At 73.8% G+C, this 17,355-nt stretch carries 16 protein-coding genes; 7 read left to right on the forward strand and 9 right to left on the reverse strand.

Annotation, left to right across the window (positions count from 1 at the left end; genetic code table 11):
- Positions 1-1,038, reverse strand: a 1,038-nt coding sequence (locus ACR807_RS24750) for a polyprenyl synthetase family protein (RefSeq protein ID WP_438923791.1), incomplete at its 3' end; no start/stop codon positions are given.
- Positions 1,039-1,159: 121 nt separating this feature from the next.
- Between ACR807_RS24750 and ACR807_RS24755 the strand changes: the two genes are divergently transcribed.
- From ACR807_RS24755 to ACR807_RS24765, 3 genes are all read left to right on the forward strand, one after another.
- Complete coding sequence (locus ACR807_RS24755) at positions 1,160-1,855, forward strand: SDR family NAD(P)-dependent oxidoreductase (RefSeq protein WP_438923792.1); 696 nt, start codon at positions 1,160-1,162, stop codon at positions 1,853-1,855.
- A 22-nt stretch (positions 1,856-1,877) separates the two neighbouring features.
- Entirely contained in the window at positions 1,878-2,480 is a 603-nt protein-coding gene (locus tag ACR807_RS24760; protein ID WP_438923793.1) for a DUF4230 domain-containing protein, read from the forward strand.
- 101 nt (positions 2,481-2,581) lie between these two features.
- Positions 2,582-3,487, forward strand: a complete 906-nt coding sequence (locus ACR807_RS24765; protein WP_438923794.1) for a pseudouridine synthase — start codon at positions 2,582-2,584, stop codon at positions 3,485-3,487.
- 57 nt (positions 3,488-3,544) lie between these two features.
- Here ACR807_RS24765 and ACR807_RS24770 read toward each other — a convergent pair whose 3' ends face one another.
- The 3 genes from ACR807_RS24770 to ACR807_RS24780 form a co-directional block, all read right to left on the reverse strand.
- Positions 3,545-4,117, reverse strand: a complete 573-nt coding sequence (locus tag ACR807_RS24770; protein WP_438923795.1) for a DUF305 domain-containing protein — start codon at positions 4,115-4,117, stop codon at positions 3,545-3,547.
- An 82-nt stretch (positions 4,118-4,199) separates the two neighbouring features.
- Positions 4,200-4,955, reverse strand: a complete 756-nt coding sequence (locus ACR807_RS24775; protein ID WP_438923796.1) for a lytic polysaccharide monooxygenase — start codon at positions 4,953-4,955, stop codon at positions 4,200-4,202.
- A gap of 327 nt (positions 4,956-5,282) precedes the next feature.
- A complete protein-coding gene (locus ACR807_RS24780; RefSeq protein ID WP_438923797.1) occupies positions 5,283-6,380 on the reverse strand; it encodes a glycoside hydrolase family 19 protein in 1,098 nt (365 codons plus the stop codon).
- 155 nt (positions 6,381-6,535) lie between these two features.
- On the opposite strand from ACR807_RS24780, the gene ACR807_RS24785 reads away from it, so the two are divergent.
- Positions 6,536-7,330, forward strand: coding sequence for an AraC family ligand binding domain-containing protein (locus ACR807_RS24785; protein WP_438923798.1), 795 nt, complete (start codon positions 6,536-6,538; stop codon positions 7,328-7,330).
- 116 nt (positions 7,331-7,446) lie between these two features.
- Here the strand turns inward: ACR807_RS24785 and ACR807_RS24790 are convergent, their stop codons facing one another.
- On the reverse strand, positions 7,447-8,277 hold the full coding sequence (locus ACR807_RS24790) for a hypothetical protein (RefSeq protein WP_438923799.1): 831 nt from the start codon (positions 8,275-8,277) through the stop codon (positions 7,447-7,449).
- 171 nt (positions 8,278-8,448) lie between these two features.
- Here ACR807_RS24790 and ACR807_RS24795 point away from each other — a divergent pair, with 171 nt between their 5' ends.
- Entirely contained in the window at positions 8,449-8,949 is a 501-nt protein-coding gene (locus tag ACR807_RS24795) for a carboxymuconolactone decarboxylase family protein (protein ID WP_438923800.1), read from the forward strand.
- A 168-nt stretch (positions 8,950-9,117) separates the two neighbouring features.
- The gene (locus ACR807_RS24800; RefSeq protein ID WP_438923801.1) at positions 9,118-12,000 is read left to right on the forward strand and encodes a glycoside hydrolase family 9 protein; all 2,883 of its coding nucleotides are present in this window, start codon (positions 9,118-9,120) and stop codon (positions 11,998-12,000) included.
- A 142-nt stretch (positions 12,001-12,142) separates the two neighbouring features.
- Here ACR807_RS24800 and ACR807_RS24805 read toward each other — a convergent pair whose 3' ends face one another.
- Complete coding sequence (locus ACR807_RS24805) at positions 12,143-12,850, reverse strand: SDR family oxidoreductase (RefSeq protein ID WP_438923802.1); 708 nt, start codon at positions 12,848-12,850, stop codon at positions 12,143-12,145.
- 96 nt (positions 12,851-12,946) lie between these two features.
- On the opposite strand from ACR807_RS24805, the gene ACR807_RS24810 reads away from it, so the two are divergent.
- Positions 12,947-13,990 carry a serine hydrolase gene (locus ACR807_RS24810; protein WP_438923803.1) on the forward strand — a complete coding sequence of 348 codons (1,044 nt, stop codon included), beginning with the start codon at positions 12,947-12,949 and terminating at the stop codon, positions 13,988-13,990.
- Between the two features lie 182 nt (positions 13,991-14,172).
- On the opposite strand, the gene ACR807_RS24815 is transcribed toward ACR807_RS24810, so the two are convergent.
- The 3 genes from ACR807_RS24815 to ACR807_RS24825 are packed head-to-tail and all read right to left on the reverse strand — an operon-like array spanning position 14,173 to position 17,260.
- Complete coding sequence (locus ACR807_RS24815; RefSeq protein ID WP_438923804.1) at positions 14,173-15,006, reverse strand: sugar phosphate isomerase/epimerase family protein; 834 nt, start codon at positions 15,004-15,006, stop codon at positions 14,173-14,175.
- The gene (locus ACR807_RS24820; protein WP_438923805.1) at positions 15,003-16,121 is read right to left on the reverse strand and encodes a dihydrodipicolinate synthase family protein; all 1,119 of its coding nucleotides are present in this window, start codon (positions 16,119-16,121) and stop codon (positions 15,003-15,005) included. Before ACR807_RS24820 ends, ACR807_RS24815 begins: the two co-directional genes overlap by 4 nt.
- The gene (locus tag ACR807_RS24825) at positions 16,118-17,260 is read right to left on the reverse strand and encodes a Gfo/Idh/MocA family protein (RefSeq protein WP_438923806.1); all 1,143 of its coding nucleotides are present in this window, start codon (positions 17,258-17,260) and stop codon (positions 16,118-16,120) included. The genes ACR807_RS24820 and ACR807_RS24825 overlap by 4 nt, the downstream gene beginning before the upstream one ends.
- Between the last annotated feature and the right edge of the window lie 95 nt (positions 17,261-17,355).

Raw genomic sequence — 17,355 nt, forward strand, 5'->3', positions numbered from 1 at the left:
CAGCTCGGCCAGCAGCGGCTTCGCGGCCTGGTCCATCGCGGCGGTCCGCAGCGCGCTCAGCGCCCGGTCGACGCGCACCGAGATCAGCTGCTCGGCCCGCTCGGCCGCGCCGGTCGCCCGGACCACGTCGCGCAGCAGCTCGGCCCGCTCGTGGTCCAGGTCGGGGTCGCCGTGCAGGGCCGAGATGACGTCCCGCTGACCGGGCGTGGCCTGCTGCCACGCCAGCGCCATCAGCACGGTCGGCTTGCCGTCGCGCAGGTCGTCCAGGGCGGGCTTCCCGGTGACCAGCGGGTCGCCGAACACGCCGAGCAGGTCGTCGCGCAGCTGGAACGCCTCCCCCACCGGCCGGCCGTACGCGCCGCAGGCCCGCGCCAGCGCCGGGTCCCCGCCAGCCAGCGCGGCGCCGATGCGCAGCGGTAGCTCCACGGTGTACCGGGCGGTCTTGAGGCGGACCACCCGCCACGCCGCGCGCACCGGGTCGGCGTTCGGCCGCGCCGCCCCCACCAGGTCGAGGTACTGCCCGGCGACCAGCTCGGTGCGCATGGTGTGCAGCAGCTCCCGCACGGCGGGCTGCGGCCCGGCGGCGTCCTCGGCGCGGCGCAGCAGCTCGTCGGACCAGGAGTGGCACAGGTCGCCGAGCAGGATCGCCGAACTGGTGCCGAACCGGCGCGCACCGCGGGCGTCGCCGAACCGCTCGGCGAGCAGCCGGTGCACGGTCGGCCGGCCCCGGCGCAGCGCCGAGTGGTCCATGACGTCGTCGTGGATCAGCGCGAAGGTGTGGAACAGCTCCAGCGCGGCGGCCGTCCGCAGCAGCGCCGGGTCGCCGGGCGAGCCGCCCGCCGCGAGGAACCCGCTGTGGCAGAACAACGGCCGCAAGCGCTTGCCACCGGTGACGAACTCGGACAGCACCTCCACCAGCGGTGGCAGGCAGGGGTCGGGCGCGAGGCGCGCCTGCTCGGCCAGGAAGTCGACGATCACGGAGTCCACGTCGGCGCGGACCGAGTCGAGGTCGCTGCGCACGGCGTCGATGACGGTCATGGGTTCCTCCACGGGGCGGCGCACGCACGCCGACCACCGCCGGGTTCCCGCCGACCGCCCCCGCACACGTCACGTGCGTGTGACCCCCGTTTGCACGTTCGCGTGAGCGCGGTGACGGAGAATGACGAGGACGAAGGGGGTCGGCATGGCGCTGGCGGTCGTGACGGGCGGGAACCGGGGCATCGGCCTGGAGGTGTGCCGCCAACTGGCCGCCCGGGGGCACGAGGTGGTGCTGACCGCCCGCGACCCGGCGAAGGCGGCGTCCGCCGCGCGGGCGCTCGGCGTGGACCACCACCCGCTCGACGTGACCGACGACGCGTCGGCGGCCGACCTGGCCGCGCACCTGACCCGGCGGCACGGCCGCGTCGACGTGCTGGTGAACAACGCGGCCGTGCACTACGACTCCTGGCAGCGGGCGTCCTCCGCCGACCTGGCGATCGTGCGGGAGGCCGTGGAGACGAACTTCTACGGGCCGTGGCGCACGACCCTCGCACTGCTGCCCCTGCTGCGGCTGAGCGACCACGCCCGGGTCGTGAACGTCTCCAGCGGGGCGGGCTCCCTCGCGACGATGGGCGGCGGCACCCCCGCGTACGGCACGTCCAAGGCCGCCCTCAACGCCCTGACCTTGATGTTGGCCGCCGAACTGCCCGACTTCCGGGTCAACGCGGTGTGCCCCGGCTGGGTCGCGACCGACATGGGCGGCGCGGGCGGGCGGCCGGTCGCGGACGGCGCGGCGGGCGTGGTGTGGGCCGCGACCCTGCCCGACGACGGCCCCACCGGGGGTTTCTTCCGCGACGGCGAGCGGGTTCCCTGGTAACCCGATTGGGTATGCCCCGGCCATGAAGTGGCGCATCGGTGCGGCGGTGGCGGCGGTGGTCGGGGTCCTGGTCCTGGTCGGGGCCCTGGTCGTCGTGCCCCGGTTCGGCACCGACACGGTGGACCGCAGCGGGCCGGCGCTCCTCCGGTCGTTGCGCGACCTGAGCCAGTACCACGCGGCGGCGGGTGACTTCCAGGTCGTGCTCGACATCGAGAAGGACGTCCGCTACGTCCCCGCGGCCCTCGCGGGTCAGCGCACCCTGTTCGTCGCGGCCGGCACGGTCAACGCCTACGTCGACTTCTCCGGTCTCGCCGAGGACGCGCTCGATGTCGACGCGGAGAAGAAGACGGTGGAGCTGTCGCTGCCCGGCGCGACCCTGGACAAGCCGAACCTGGCGCAGGACCGCTGCTACGTCTTCGCCCAGGAGCGCGGCCTGTTCGACCGGCTCGCCTCGCTCGTGGAGACCCAGGACCAGCAGCAGTTCTACGTGGCCGCCGAGCAGAAGATCGCCGACGCGGCCCGCGAGTCCGGCCTCACCGGGCGGGCCGACGAGAACACCCGCAAGATGCTGACCGGCATGTTCACCGCCCTGGGCTACCAGCCGCGGTTCACCGGCGCGGCGTAAGCTCCCCGCCCGATGAGGCGGACGAGGACGGGACCCGGGGCGACGAGGTCCGTGGCGACGGGGCACGGCACGACGGGGCACGGGACGACGGGGCACGGCCGGTGAGGCGCAAGCAGCGGCCGGCGCTGCTGGAGCAGCGCCACGGCCTCGACCCGGCGCGCCTGCGGCTGCCGCCGGACGGCACGTGGGCGACGGTGCGCGACCACCTGGTCGAGCGGCTGCCCCGGGTGGCGCCCGAGCGCATCGACGCCATGCTCGCCGACGGGATGGTCCACGACCTGCACGGCCCGCTGCCGCCGGACGCCGCCTACGTGCCCGGCTCGTCGGTGTGGTTCCACCGCGACCTGCCGGACGAGGTGCCGGTGCCGTTCGAGATCGGGGTCGTGCACCGCGACGACGCGATCCTGGTGGTGGACAAGCCGCACTTCCTGGCCACCATCCCGCGCGGCAGCCACGTGGTGGAGACGGCGCTGGTGCGGCTGCGGACGGGCCTGGGCCTGCCGCGGCTGAGCCCGGCGCACCGGCTGGACCGCGTCACGGCGGGGCTGGTGATGTTCGTCGTGGACCCCGCGCTGCGCGGGAAGTACCAGACGATGTTCAAGGACCGCGTGGTGCGCAAGGAGTACGAGGCCGTCGCGCCGCACGACCCCGCGCTGGAGCTGCCGCGCACGGTGACGAGCCGCATCGTGAAGGTCAAGGGCGTGATCACGGCGCAGGAGGTGCCCGGTCCGCCGAACGCGGAGACGCGCGTGGAGCTGGTCGGGCACCGGGACGGCTGGGCGCGGTACCGCCTGCTGCCCACCACGGGCCGCACGCACCAGCTGCGCCTGCACATGGCGTCGCTGGGCGTGCCGATCCGCAACGACGACTTCTACCCGGTGCTGCGGGAGAAGCCGCTGGACGACTTCCGCGACCCGCTCCAGCTGCTGGCGAAGGTGCTGGAGTTCACCGACCCGGTGACCGGCGAGCACCGCCGCTTCACCAGCCGGCTGGAGCTGGCCCTCTAGCGCGCAGCCTTTCCTTCCAGCGCAGCCTTCCAGCGCAGCCCTTCAGCGCCCGGACCGCTAGTCCAGGTAGCCGAGCATCTGCGCGATCTGCGCGGTGCGGGACTCGAAGATCCGGTCGGCGAGGTCCTTGGCCTGCGGGTTGGCGCCGCCCTCCTTCTCCAGCTTCGCCATCGCCACCGCGTTGTGCTGGTGGCCGATGAGCAGGTTCAGGAACGCCTTCTCGAACTCGCCCGACGGCGTGGCCGCCAGTTCGGCGACGGCCTCGGGGCTCGTCGAGTGGTCGCCGCCGTGGCCTGCGTGCAGCTGCGGGTCGTCACCGGCCTCCTCCGGCCGGCCCCAGTCCACGAGCCACTGGGACATGGAGTCCACTTCGGACAGCTGGGTGACCTCGATGGCCGCGGCGAGCGTCCTGACCTCGGGCCGCACCTCGCGGTCCTTGGCCATCCTCACGATCTCCAGCCCGGTGCGGTGGTGCGGCACGGACATCTGGAGGAACATCACGTCGGTCTCGTTGAACTCGTTCGTCTGCACCGCGGTGGTCGCGGGGGCCGCGGGTTCGGGTGCCGAACCACCGCCGCCGCACGCGGTGAGGACCACCATTCCGGCCAGCAGGGCCGCGAGGCGTCGCACGGGGTCGTCCTCCTCTTCAGGGACGGGGAGGCCCGCCCGCGCCGTGACAGGGAGGCGCGGACGGGCCGGTGTCACCGGGCGGCTACAGCTTCTGCCACAGCGCCGCGGTGTTCGGCGGTTCCCAGCCCACGAGGGACGTGTGGGGCTGGACGCAGCGGTAGGCCGCACCGCCGTAGGTCACCTGCGCGCCGACCGCGTACGCGGTGTTCGGCGCCCACGTGCCGCCCGCCGGGGGCTGCGTCGTGGTCGTCGGCGGCCGGGTGGTCGTGGTGGTCGCCGGCGGCGGGGTCGTCGTCGTGGTGGTCGGCGGGGTGCCGCCACCGCCGACCTGGAGGTCGACGCAGGAGTAGAACGCCATGGGCGTGTCGGCGATGTTCCAGATGGCCAGCAGCTTGACCCGGCCGGTGCGACCGCCGAGGCTCACGTTGTGCGTGACGGTGGCGCCGGGCTGCTTGCCGCCGTCGTTGAACTCGGCGATGCGGGTGCCGCCGACGTAGTACTCCCACGTGCTGGTGGAGTGGCGGGCGGTGAGCGTCCAGTTGAACGCCACCGTGCCGCCGACCGAGGTGGTCGGCCACGCCTTGTTGTCGTCGCTCAGCGGGGCGAACTGGCTGATCCCCGCGTGGCAGTTGCGCTGCCCCTTCGGGCCCTCCACGCTCTGCGGCTCGTAGACGACGGGGCCGCAGTCCGCGACGCGGCCCTGCGCGCACATCGCCTGCCGACTGGGCGGCGAGGAGATGTAGCCGTGCGCGCTTGCCGTTCCCGCTGACACCACGACGATGAACGGTGCGATGCCCACGCCGGCGAGCACCGCCGCGAGCTTGCGCTTGAGGTTCATGTGTCCAGCTCCTTCGGAGGGGACCCGAGGTGAGGGTCCCCAAGGCAGGGTTCCAAATCCGCGGCGGCCGGATCACGCGCAACGTCACGCCGTGCGAACACGAAGTGACGTAACGCGACGTGGTCTAGACCATAATCGGGAACGTCATCCGGGTCAAGGTCGTGAACCGGGTGGCCCAACCGCGCGCGTCCCCGACCGTGAACGGGGGAACCGGAACCCCGGGGACGGAACCTCCCGGGAACGGGAAAGGGGGCCGCGTCCTGACTCGCGGCCCCCTCCCCGTGCGCACCGGTGGGCGATGCAGGTCGTCGCCCACCGGCACCGGTCTCAGCAGTACAGGTTGCCGCCCGCCGGCACGCCGAGGACGCCGACGAACCGGTTGTAGGCGTCGACCCGGCTCTGGACCTGCGCCGGGTTGCGCCCGCCGCACTCCAGCGACCCGTTGATGCTGCGGATCGTCTCGCCGAAGCCGCGCTGGTTGACCATCGCGTCGTGCGGCGTCATGGTGCCCGGACCGTTCTGCGTGTTCCAGTACCAGAGGGCGGTCTTCCAGGCGACCGAGGCGTCGTTCTGCACGAGCCACGGGTTGGTCAGCAGCGGGAGGCCGAGCGCGTCGCCCGCCGCCTTGTAGTTGAAGTTCCAGCTGAGCTGGATGGGACCGCGGCCGTAGTAGGCCGCCTGGCCGGCGGGGCACCCGTAGGGCTGACCCGCGTCGCAGTAGTGCGGGTAGTTCGCCTGGTTCTGCTCGACGACGTGCACCAGGCCGCCGGTCTCGTGGTTGGCGTTGGCCAGGAAGGCCGCCGCCTCCTGCTTGCGGACCGTGTCGCTGCCGGTCTTCGCGAAGCCCGGGTACGCGTTCAGCGCCGCGGTGAGGCCGGCGTAGGTGTAGAAGGGGTTCCGGCTCGGGAACATCTGGTTGAACTGGGTCTCGCTCACCACGAAGCCACCGGTCGCCGGCGGGTTGGTCGTGGTGGTCGGCGGGTTGGTCGTGGTGGTCGGCGGGTTCGTCCCGCAGGTGTACGGCTCCCAGTACCAGGTGCTGATGACCGGGTCGTAGCCCGGGTTGTCGTGCTCGGCGACGTAGTAGAGGCCGTTGGTGTACTTGACGATGCTGCCCGCGGCGTAGAACTGGCCCGGCACCCAGTTCGGGTGGTCGCAGCCGACCGGCGGGGGCGTGGTGCCGCCGCCGCACGTGCCCTGGTCGACCCAGACCGCGGCGGTGCCGGGGGTCTCGTTCTGGGTCCACCACTGGGCTCGCCAGTTCTTGTTGGCGTAGGAAGCCGTCGTGCCGCCGTTGTAGACGGCTGAGGAGCTCCAGGCGGACGCGCACGCCGCGGCGGAGGCGGCGGAGTTGGCCGCGACGACCGTCAGTGCCGCCCCGACCACGACAGCGGCGATCGCCGCCACTACGCGGATTCTCGACACGTGATCACTCTTTCCCGTTGGATGCGCCCATCGGACGTGACGAGGGCAACTCAACCGGAAATGGTCTACACCAGTCAAGAGTGCGACTCGCCTTTCTCGTTGTAGTTAGGGGTTGAGCTGCACCTTTCTGTGAGAGCGCGCTCACGGCGGTGTGCGTGCTGTTCAATGGTCCGGTGCAGTGGACGCGCTACTGGCGGGCGGCCGACCGGCCGTTGGAGGCGATGCACGCCCACTTCACGTCGCACCGCTACCACCGGCACAGCCACGACGCCTACTCCTTCGGGGTGACCGAGCAGGGCGCGCAGGAGTTCCGCTGCCGGGGCGGCACGCACACCAGCGCGGCGGGCATGGTCCTCGCGTTCAACCCCGACGAGGCGCACGACGGCCACACCGCCGCCGAGGACGGCTTCACCTACCGGATCGTCCACATCGGACCGGAGCTGGTCGCGGAGCTGGTGCCGGCGCTGCCGCTGTTCCGCGACCCGGTGGTGCACTCCCCCGCCCTCGCCGACGCCCTGCGCGACCTGCACGCCTCGCTCCGGGAGGGTGCGCTGGCCCGCGACGAGCAACTGGTGCGCACGGTCCGGGCGATGGCGGCGCACGCCGGCCCGCTGCCCGCGCCGACCGCCGCGCACGGCGACCCGACCGCGGCCCGCGACCTCGTGGAGGCGCACTTCTCCGACGACCTCACCCCGGCGGACCTGGTGGGGGTGACGGGCCTGAGCCGCTTCGCGCTCTACCGCGCCTACCGCGCCCGGTACGGCCTGTCCCCCAGCGACCACCAGCGCCAGCGCCGCCTGCGCGAGGCGCGCCGCCTCCTCTCCGGGGGCACCCGCCCGGCCGACGCCGCCGCCGCGGCGGGTTTCGCCGACCAGGCCCACCTGACCCGCTGGTTCCGCCGCTGCTACGGCATCACGCCCGCCGAGTACGCCCGCGCCGCCGGCCACTGACGCCGCCCCTCACCCCCCGCCACTCCCCTCACCGGCCGCCCACACCGCTCGCCCACACCGCTCCCCTCACCGCCGCCCACGCCGGCCGCCGCCACAGCTCCCCCCACCGGCCGCCCTCAACGCCGCCGAGCCCGCCCGACCCCGCCGCCCCCCTCGCCCCCTTCCCCCGGCCCCACGTAGGCGACGACCTCCGCCGGCACCACCACCCGCTCCCCCTCCGCGTACCCGGGCCACAGCGTGCGGGCCACCGTGCCCACCCGCCGCGGGTCGTCGGTGACCTCGGTGGACACCACCCGGTGCCGCCGGGCGTCGACCGCGCGCCCGTCGGGCACCACCGGCCGCACGCCGCTCGCCGCCAGCACGTCGCGGGCCCGCCACGCCGCCTCCTCGGACACGTGCGGCAGCAGGCCGACGACCCCGCGCACCAGCACGTCCCCCTGCCGCGCCGGGGCGGCGGGCCTGGTCCGGGACACCTCGCCGGCCGCCGCGCCGAGCAGGGCGGCGGCCACCAGCAGCGCCAGCGCCGGCCCGACGGGCGCGGCGACGGACGCGGGCGCGGACACCGCCGCCCACCAGCCGTCCGGGGTGGTCGCGGAACCGACGACGCCGCCGTTGGCGACGAGCAGCGCCACCGCCGCCCGGTCCACCTCGCCGACCACCACCGCGACCCGGTGGGTACCGGACCGGGTCGGTGCCTCGTTGGCGCGGCCGGGCCGGACGACGACCGCCCGCGTGCCCTCGGGCAGCACCCGGGACACCGCGTCGGCAACGGCGTCCGGGTCGGCCCCGGGCTGCGGGGTGTCGCGGGCGGCGACCAGCGCGGTGCCCGCCAGCGCGCGGGCGTCGGTCGACGGCGGACCGGGCGCGAGCAGGACGCCCAGCGCCGCGAACGCGCCGAGCGCGGCCAGCACGACCGCGCCGACGACGACGGCGGGCCTCTTGGTCACGTTCCCTCCACGCGGACGACTACCGGTAGTTGTCGGCCACCCGGGGGCGCGGCCGGCGGGCCGTACGGGTGAATCGACGCGACGGCGCGGCCGGGTCACGCTCGGCGACCGGCCCACCGCACAGCCCGCCCACCGCTCGCCCGCCGGCCCGGTGATCACGACACTGTGCGCATGCCGCACATCGAGCTGGACAACCCGCTGCCCGGTATCGCCGGGCTCATGGCCTACCGACCCGAGACCGGTCGCCCGCTGAGCGAGCTGGTCGAGGTGCTGCTGCGCGGCCCGAGCGAGCTGGGCCGGGGCGAGCGGGAGCTGATCGCCGCGCGCGTCTCGGAGCTGAACTCGTGCACCTACTGCGCCTCCTCGCACGCCGCGTTCGCCGCCGCGCAGCTGCCCGAGGGGCACGAGCCGTCGCCGAAGCTGTCGGCGCTGCTGGACGTCGCGACCGCCGTGGCCGAGAGCGGGCGCGCGGTCACCGACGAGCTGGTCGCCCGGGCCCGCGAGCACGGCGCGACCGACCGGGAGGTGCACGACACCGTCCTGATCGCCGCCGCGTTCTGCATGCTCAACCGCTACGTGGACGGCCTGGCCACGTGGGCGCCGGACGACCCGGCCGCCTACGCCGCGATGGCCGACCGCATCGTGACCAGGGGGTACACCGCCCCGCGCTGATCGCTTCGCACCCTGTGCACGTTCACAGCCCGTGACCACGGGTTGACTGGAGGTGGAATTCAGCCTTGTGAATGTGCGCACGATCACCCTAGAGTCTCTGGGAGCGCTCCCAGGGAGCGCTCCCAGAAGCGTCGTCAACCGTCAGAGCAGACGGAGGAGACCCTGTCCATGAGATCGCTTCCCTCCCCCCGGTGGCGCCGTCGGGCCACCGCATCCCTCGCCCTCGTGGCGGTGAGCGGCGCGCTGGCCGCCGGAACGGCCCACGCGGCCGATTACGAGCGGCTGATCAACGGCACGTTCAGCAGCGGCACCGCCGACCCGTGGTGGGCCGGCAGCGGCGTCACCAACCGGCTCGTCAACGGCGAGCTGTGCGCGGCCGTCCCCGGTGGCACCGCCAACCCGTGGGACGCCCTGATCGGCCAGAACGGCGTGCCGTTCGAGGCGGGCCAGTCGTACACGATGACGTTCGACGCCCGCGCCACCACCCCGCAGCCGATCACGGCGAACCTCGGCGAGGGCGTCAGCCCCTACCGCGGCGTCGCCTCGCACACCGTGCAGCTGACGACCACCAAGCAGACGTTCAGCTTCACCTTCACCTCGGAGCTGGACTTCCCCGACGCCGGCAACGGCCAGGCGACGTTCCAGCTCGGCGGGCAGGCGGCGGCCAACACGGTCTGCGTGGACAACGTCTCCCTGGTCGGCGGGGTGAAGCCGCCGGGCGGCGACCCGTCCGTGCCGGCGAAGAAGATCAACGTCGACCAGGTCGCCTACGTGCCGGGCCTGCCCAAGCAGGCGACCCTGACGTCCGACGCGACCGCGGCGCAGACGTGGGTGCTGAAGAACGCGGCCGGCGCGACCGTGGCCACCGGTCAGACCACGCCGAAGGGCCTGGACGCGGAGTCCGGCGACCGGACGCACCTGATCGACTTCTCGTCCTACGACACCGCCGGCACCGGCTACACGCTGACCGTCGGGACGGAGACGAGCTTCCCGTTCGACATCGGCACCGACCAGGTCAAGAAGCTGCGCACCGACTCGCTGGCGTACTTCTACCACAACCGCAGCGGCATCGAGATCGAGGCGCGGTACGTCGGGGACGAGTACGCGCGCCCCGCCGGGCACCTCAACGTCGCCCCGAACCAGGGCGACGACAACGTGCCCTGCCTGACCGGCCTGGACTGCGGTTACACGCTCGACGTGCGCGGCGGCTGGTACGACGCGGGCGACCACGGCAAGTACGTCGTCAACGGCGGCATCTCGGCGTGGCAGGTGCTCAACACCTACGAGCGGGCGAAGCTGATCGGCGACGCCGCGGCGCTGGGCGACGGCAAGCTGTCGATCCCGGAGAGCGCCAACGGCGTCCCGGACGTCCTGGACGAGGCGCGCTGGGAGGTCGAGTTCCTGCTCAAGATGCAGGCGCCCGACGGCATGGTGCACCACAAGATCCACGACGTGAACTGGACCGGCCTCCCGCTGCTGCCGCACCAGGACCCGCAGGCCCGGCGGCTGTCCGCGACCAGCACGGCCGCGACGCTGAACACGGCCGCGGTGGCCGCGCAGGCCGCCCGCCTGTGGAAGACGATCGACCCGGCGTTCTCGGCCAAGGCGCAGGCGGCGGCCGTGAAGGCGTACGCGGCGGCCAAGGCCAACCCGAACAAGATCGCCGACCCGAACGACGGCACCGGCGGCGGCTCGTACAGCGACCCGGTCGTCACCGACGAGTTCTACTGGGCCGCGGCGGAGCTGTTCACCACCACCGGTGAGGCGTCGTACCGGAGCGACCTCACGTCGTCGACGCACTACAAGGGCGCGTCGCTGGACACCCGGGGCTTCGACTGGGGCTCCACCGGCCCGCTCGGCGACATCACGCTCGCCCTGGTGCCCAACGGCCTGCCGGCGGCGGACGTGACGGCGATCAAGGCGAAGTTCGCCTCCGTCGCCGACGCCCACCTGACCCGGATGGCGACCCAGGGCTACCCGGCCCCGTACCAGCCGGTCGAGGGCTACGACTGGGGCTCCAACGGCCTGGTGACCAACAACATCTCGGTGCTGGCGCTGGCGCACGACTTCACCGGCGCGGCCAAGTACCGCGAGGGCGTGTTCCAGGGCCTGCACTACCTGCTGGGCCGCAACCCGCTGTCGTACTCCTACGTCACGGGCTACGGCGAGCAGGCGGTGCGCAACGTGCACCACCGGCACTGGGCGAACCAGCTCGACCCGACCCTGCCGATCGCGCCCCCCGGCGCGCTCTCGGGCGGCCCGAACAGCGCGTTGCAGGACCCGATCGCCGCGCGCCTGCTCCAGGGCTGCAAGCCGCAGAAGTGCTTCGTCGACCACATCGAGGCGTACTCGGTCAACGAGGTCACGGTGAACTGGAACTCGGCGTTCGCGTGGGTCGCCAACTGGGCGGCGGAGAAGGTCACCACCGCTCCCCCGGTCGACACCACGCCCCCGTCGGCCCCGGGCGCCCCGGCGGCGTCCGACATCACCACCGCGGGCTTCAAGCTGACCTGGACGCCGTCGTCGGACGCCGAGAGCGGCGTGCGCGAGTACCAGGTCGTGTCGGTGGAGGGTGACGCGCTGCGCGTGCTGGCCACCACGACCTCGCCGTCGGCGACGATCACCGGCCTGCGCCCGGACACCGCCTACACCCTGTACGTGTCGGCGAAGAACGGCGCGAACCTGACGTCGAAGTCGACGAACGTGGTGGTGCGGACCAAGCCGGACGTGGTCGCGGGCGCGTGCAAGGTCACGTGGCGCGCGTCGTCGTGGAACGGCGGCATGTCGGCCAACCTGACCGTCACCAACACCGGTGGCCAGGCGTGGACGTCGTGGAAGCTGGAGTTCACCATGCCCGGCACCCAGAAGATCACGCAGGGCTGGTCGGCGACCTGGTCCCAGTCCGGTCAGGCCGCGACGGCGACGAACATGCCGTGGAACGGCAACGTCGGCAGCGGCGGCTCGGCCGGCATCGGCTTCAACTCCTCCGGGACCGGCTCGGGTGAACCGACCGACTTCCGGGTGAACGGCCAGTCCTGCACCAAGGGCTGACCCCGCGCCCGGTGGTGGGCCACACCCACCACCGGGCGCACCGCGCACCACCGGCCGCTGATCTTCAGCCCACGCCACGGCGGCCGGTGGTGCGTTTCTTCATTTCAAGGCACCGGCGTCGCGGGTCCGCGGCCCGGCCGGGTCACTTGTACGGGTCCTGCCCCACCGGGCGCACCAGGATCTCGTTGACGTCCACCGTCGGCGGCTGCTCCACCGCGTACAGCACGGCGCGCGCCACGTCGGCCGGCTCCAGCTTCGGGTCGCCCGCCCGCGACGCCGGGATACCGCCCGTGTCGGTGAGGCCGGGCTGCACGAGCGTGACGCGCACCCCCGTGCCGACGCACTCGGCGCGGATGGCCTGCGCCAACCCCGTCACGGCCCACTTCGTCGCCGAGTAGAGGTTCCCCGGCCGCACGCCGCGCCCGGCCGCCGACCCGGTCAGCACGAGGTGACCGCCGTGCCGGACGAGCGCGGGCATCGCGGCGCGGGCGGTGAACGCGGGCCCGCACACGTTGGTCAGCACCATCCCGCTCCACTCGGCGGGCGGCGCGCCCCCCTCCGTGGTGAACGAGGTGACGATGCTCGTGCCGGCGTTGGCGAACACCACGTCGAGCCGGCCCCACGCCTCCTCCACCCGGTCGACGAGCCCGGCGACCTGCTCGTACCGGGTCACGTCGCACGTCGCCGACCACGCCCGGTCCGGTCCGCCCAGCTCGGCGGCCAGCCGGGCGGTCGACGACGCGTCCCGCGAGGCCAGCACCACCCGGTAGCCGCGCGCCGAGGCCAGTCGGGCGGTCGCCGCGCCGATGCCGCGGCTCGCCCCCGTCACGAGGAACACCTCTTCGCCCACACGGCGCAGCGTACTGGTTCGATCACCCTCCGGTGCGCGAGCAACGTTCTGATCACCGGTGGCGTCTTAGCTGACGTATCCACTGATTGGGGGCACATGGACATCAACCGCAGGTTCGCGCTGGGGCTGGGTTCGGCGGCGGCGGCGACCGCCGTGCTGGGCACGGCGGGGACCGCTTCCGCGCAGGCGGAGCAGACCGAGGCGGAGTGGGACGCCCTGATCCCGACGACGGCCGAGCTGGCGCGGCGCAAGATCGCGGTCAAGTACGGCGTGGCGACCCTGCTCGCCGGCGGCACGTGGTCGTCGTACATCGGCGTGGCCGACCCGGACTGCGTGGTCAGGCCCGCCGTGCAGGACCACGCGGACCGCGTCGTCGAGGCGTACAGCGTGAACAAGGTCGCGGTGGCCGTGGCGGTGCTCGACAAGGTCGACCGGGGCCTGCTGCGGCTCGACCAGCGGGTCGAGGTGCCGGCGGAGATCGTCATCCAGGACACCGACGGCATCTTCGCCCTGGACGGCGCCTACCCCAGCTCGGTCACGCTGGGGCACGTCCTGTCGACGCTGCTGACGGTCTCGGACAACACGTGCGTGCGCCTGTGCGGCCTGGTCGTGCCCGCGCTGGAGCTGAACGAGATCCTGCGCGGCAAGGGGTTCGTCCACACGCGGGTCGTGCCGGTCGCCAACCCGAACCGCTTCTTCCTCGGCACCACCACGCCGCGCGAGACGTTCACGCTGCTCCAGAAGCTGGTGAACGGCGAGCTGCTGTCCGCCGGCTCGACGGCGTACCTGCTGAACGTCCTCCGGTCGCTGACGGCGTTCACCGACGGCGTCCGGCTGGAGCTGTCCTCGCAGGAGCGGCTGAACGTGGCGACCAAGGCGGGCTGGTTCGAGGACGGCCGCAACGAGGCGGGCGTCGTGTTCGACGCGAGCGGCAGGGCGATCGTCACCTACGCCCTGTTCGCCTCGGGCGCGTTCCGCGGCAACCAGGCGGTGAACGCGGACAACTACGGCGCCACCCACCCGGCGCTGCGCGCGAGGGCCGCCCTGGGCCGCAGCATGTACGACTCGGTGCTGCGCATCACCACGAACGCCACCCGCACCTACCGCGCCCGCCGCCACCTCCCCTGGATCGGCGCCTGACCACCCGCGCCGGGCCGTTCCCGCGGGCCGGCGCACCCCCGTGAAAAGAAGTCCGGGACCGCGCGTATCCACGGCCCGGCACCCCGCTCTTCTCCTACGGGGGGAACACGAGGGGATCGACCAGCCGCACCCGCGAGTCGGAGGGGAGCCGACAGCGGGCACGGCGGGTCGTGCCACACCCCTCAGGGGGAGACGGGAAGCCGGTCGTGGCCGCCGTCCACGACCGGCTCCCACCCCGTCGCGTGCCGGCGCACCAGGTCCGCCGCCACGGCGTCCGCGGGGCGCGCCCACACCTCCTCGTTGAACACCTCCACCTCGACGAAGCCGTCGTACCCGGCCGCCGCCACCAGCCCGGTCAGGCCCACCAGGTCGATGTGCCCGTCACCGGGCAGCCCGCGCCCGAGCAGCACGTCGGCGGGCAGCGGGGTGACCCAGTCGCACACCTGGTAGGACGCGATCCGCGGGGCCGCCGACGCCACCGAGGCCGCCAGCGCCGGGTCCCACCACACGTGCAGGGCGTCCACCACCACGCCGACGACCTCCGGCGGGTGCGGGGCGGCCAGCTCCACCGCCTGCGCCAGGGTCGACACGACGCCCCGGTCGGCGCAGAACACCGGGTGCATCGGCTCGACGGCCAACCGCACCCCGGCGGAGGCCGCGTAGGGGGCCAGGACCGCCAGGGCCGACGCCACCCGCCCGCGCGCGGCGACCAGGTCGCGGTCCGGCACGCCGCCCGGCACCAGCACCAGGCACCGCGCGCCCAGCGCCGCCGCCTCGTCGATCGCCCGCCGGTTGTCGTCCAGCCGCTGGTCGTGGCCGGTGAAGAACCCTCCCCGGCACAGCGAGGACACGGTCAGCCCCGCCGAGCGCACCAGCGCCGCCGTCCGGGCCGGCCCGAACTCCGCCACCGGCTCCCGCCACAGCCCCACGCCCCCGATGCCGTGCCGCGCGCACACCTCCACCACCTCGGGCACGGACGCCCGCTTCACGGTGGCCTGGTTCAGCGACAGCCTCACGTCAGCACGCCCAGCAGCCGGCCCCACCGCGCCGCGGCCAGCTCCGGGTCGGGCAGCAGCCCCGCCAGGTCGGCCAGCCGCAGCACCTCCCCGAGGTGGACGACGTCGCGCGCGGACTGCATCCCGCCGACCATCGCGAAGGCGTCCTGGAGCCCACGCAGCCACGCCAGGAACACCAGGCCCGTCTTGTAGTGGAACGTGGGCGCGCCGAACACGTGCCGCGACAGCGCGGCGGTCGGCGCCAGCACCTCGTGGTACCCGGCGACGTCGCCCGCGTCGAGCAGGCGCAGCGCGGTGGACGCGGCGGGCGCGATCGCGTCGAAGACGCCGAGGAGCGCGTCGCTGTGCCCGACCTCGTCGCCCGCGATCAGGTCGGGGTAGTCGAAGTCGTCGCCGGTGTAGCAGCGCACGCCGGCGGGCAGCGCACGCCGCAGCCCCACCTCGCGACCGGCGTCGAGCAGCGACACCTTGACGCCGTCCACCTTGTCCGGGTGGGCGCGGACCAGGTCGAGGAAGTGCCCGGTGGCCTCGTCGAGGTCCGACGAGCCCCAGTAGCCCTCCAGCGCCGGGTCGAACGCGGTGCCCAGCCAGTGCAGGACCACCGGCCGGTCGACCTCCTCCAGCAGCGCGGAGTACACCTTCAGGTAGTCCTCGGGGCCGCGCGCGGCGGCGGCGAGGGCGCGGCTGCACATCAGGACGGGCTGCGCGCCCGCCTCGACGACGTCGGCCAGCTGCTCGCGGTAGGCGGTGAGCGGGTCGGCGGTGCCGTGGTCGGTGCCCACGCCGGCGACCAGCCGCCCCCCGGCGATCGACGCGGAGCGCCTGATCAGCTCCAGCGCGGTGGGCCAGTCCAGGCCCGCGCCGCGCTGCGCGGTGTCCATGGCCTCGGCCACGCCGAACCCGTGCGCCCACAGGTGCTCGCGGTGCGCCAGCGTGGCGTCCCAGTCGAGGCGGGCGGGCGCGCCCGGCGCGTTGCCGCCGAACGGGTCGGCCACCACGTGCGCGGCGGCGAACGCGACGCGTGAGGTGAACGGCCCGACATCCCACGTGCGGGGGTCGCCCAACCGGTGCCGGCGGAACGTCCCGTCCGCCGCCGGCAGCCGCACGGCCGTCACGCGGGCACCTCGACCCGGCGGCCGGTGCGCGAGGACTCCAGCCCCAGGGCGGCCAGCCGCACGCCCCGCACGCCCGACCAGAAGTCGTGCCCGAACGGCGCGCCGCCGTCCACGTGCCGCAGGAACTCCTCCCACTGCACGAGGAAGCCGTTCTCGAAGACCTCGTTGTCCGGCACCTCCTGCCACTGCGACCGGAAGTCGGTCGAGGACGGCACGTCCGGGTCCCACACCGGCTTCGGCGTGACCGCCCGCGGCTGCGCCACGCACCCGCGCAGCCCGGCCACGGCGCTGCCCAGCGTGCCGTCCACCTGGAACTCGACCAGCTCGTCGCGGTGCACGCGGGTCGCCCACGAGGAGTTGACCTGCGCCACCAGGCCGCCGGCCAGCTCGAAGATCGCGTAGGCGGCGTCGTCCGCGGTCGCCTCGTACGCCTCGCCGCGCTCGTCCCACCGGGTCGGCACGTGCGTGACGGCCCGCGCGGTCACCGCCTCCACCTTCCGCCCGAAGACGCCCTCCAGCAGGTAGCTCCAGTGGCAGAACATGTCGACGACGATGCCGCCGCCGTCCTCGGCCCGGTAGTTCCACGACGGCCGCTGCGCGCTCTGCCAGTCGCCCTCGAACACCCAGTAGCCGAACTCGCCGCGCACCGACAGCACGCGGCCGAAGAACCCGCCGTCCACGAGCCGGCGCAGCTTGCGGATGCCCGGCAGGTACAGCTTGTCGGCGACCACGCCGTGCCGCACGCCCGCCGCGTCCGCCAGCCGCGCCAGGTCGGCGACCTCCTCGGGGGTGGCCGCGACGGGCTTCTCGCTGTAGACGTGCTTGCCCGCCGCGATGGCCGCCGACAGCGCCGGGACGTGCGCGGACGTCACCTGGGCGTCGAAGTACACGGCCACGTCGGGGTCGCCGAGCGCGGCGTCCAGGTCGGTCGTCCAGCGCGGCAGGTCGTGGCGCTGCGCGATCTCCTTGAGCTTGTCGGCGTTGCGGCCGACCAGCAGCGGCTCGGGCACCAGCACGTCGTCGCCGACCCGCACGCCGCCCCGCTCGCGCAGCGCCAGGACCGACCGCACCAGGTGCTGCCGGTAGCCCATGCGCCCGGTGACGCCGTTCAACGCGATGCCGATCGTCCGCACAGCCATGCGCAACACTCCCGATAGGTAGCTGGAAAGCGCTTTCCAAGCAGGTACCGACACGCTACGGTCGGCTCGTCGGCGTCGTCAACCTCCTCGCGGGC

The organism is Saccharothrix sabaoui, from assembly GCF_051756985.1.
GTDB lineage: Bacteria > Actinomycetota > Actinomycetes > Mycobacteriales > Pseudonocardiaceae > Actinosynnema.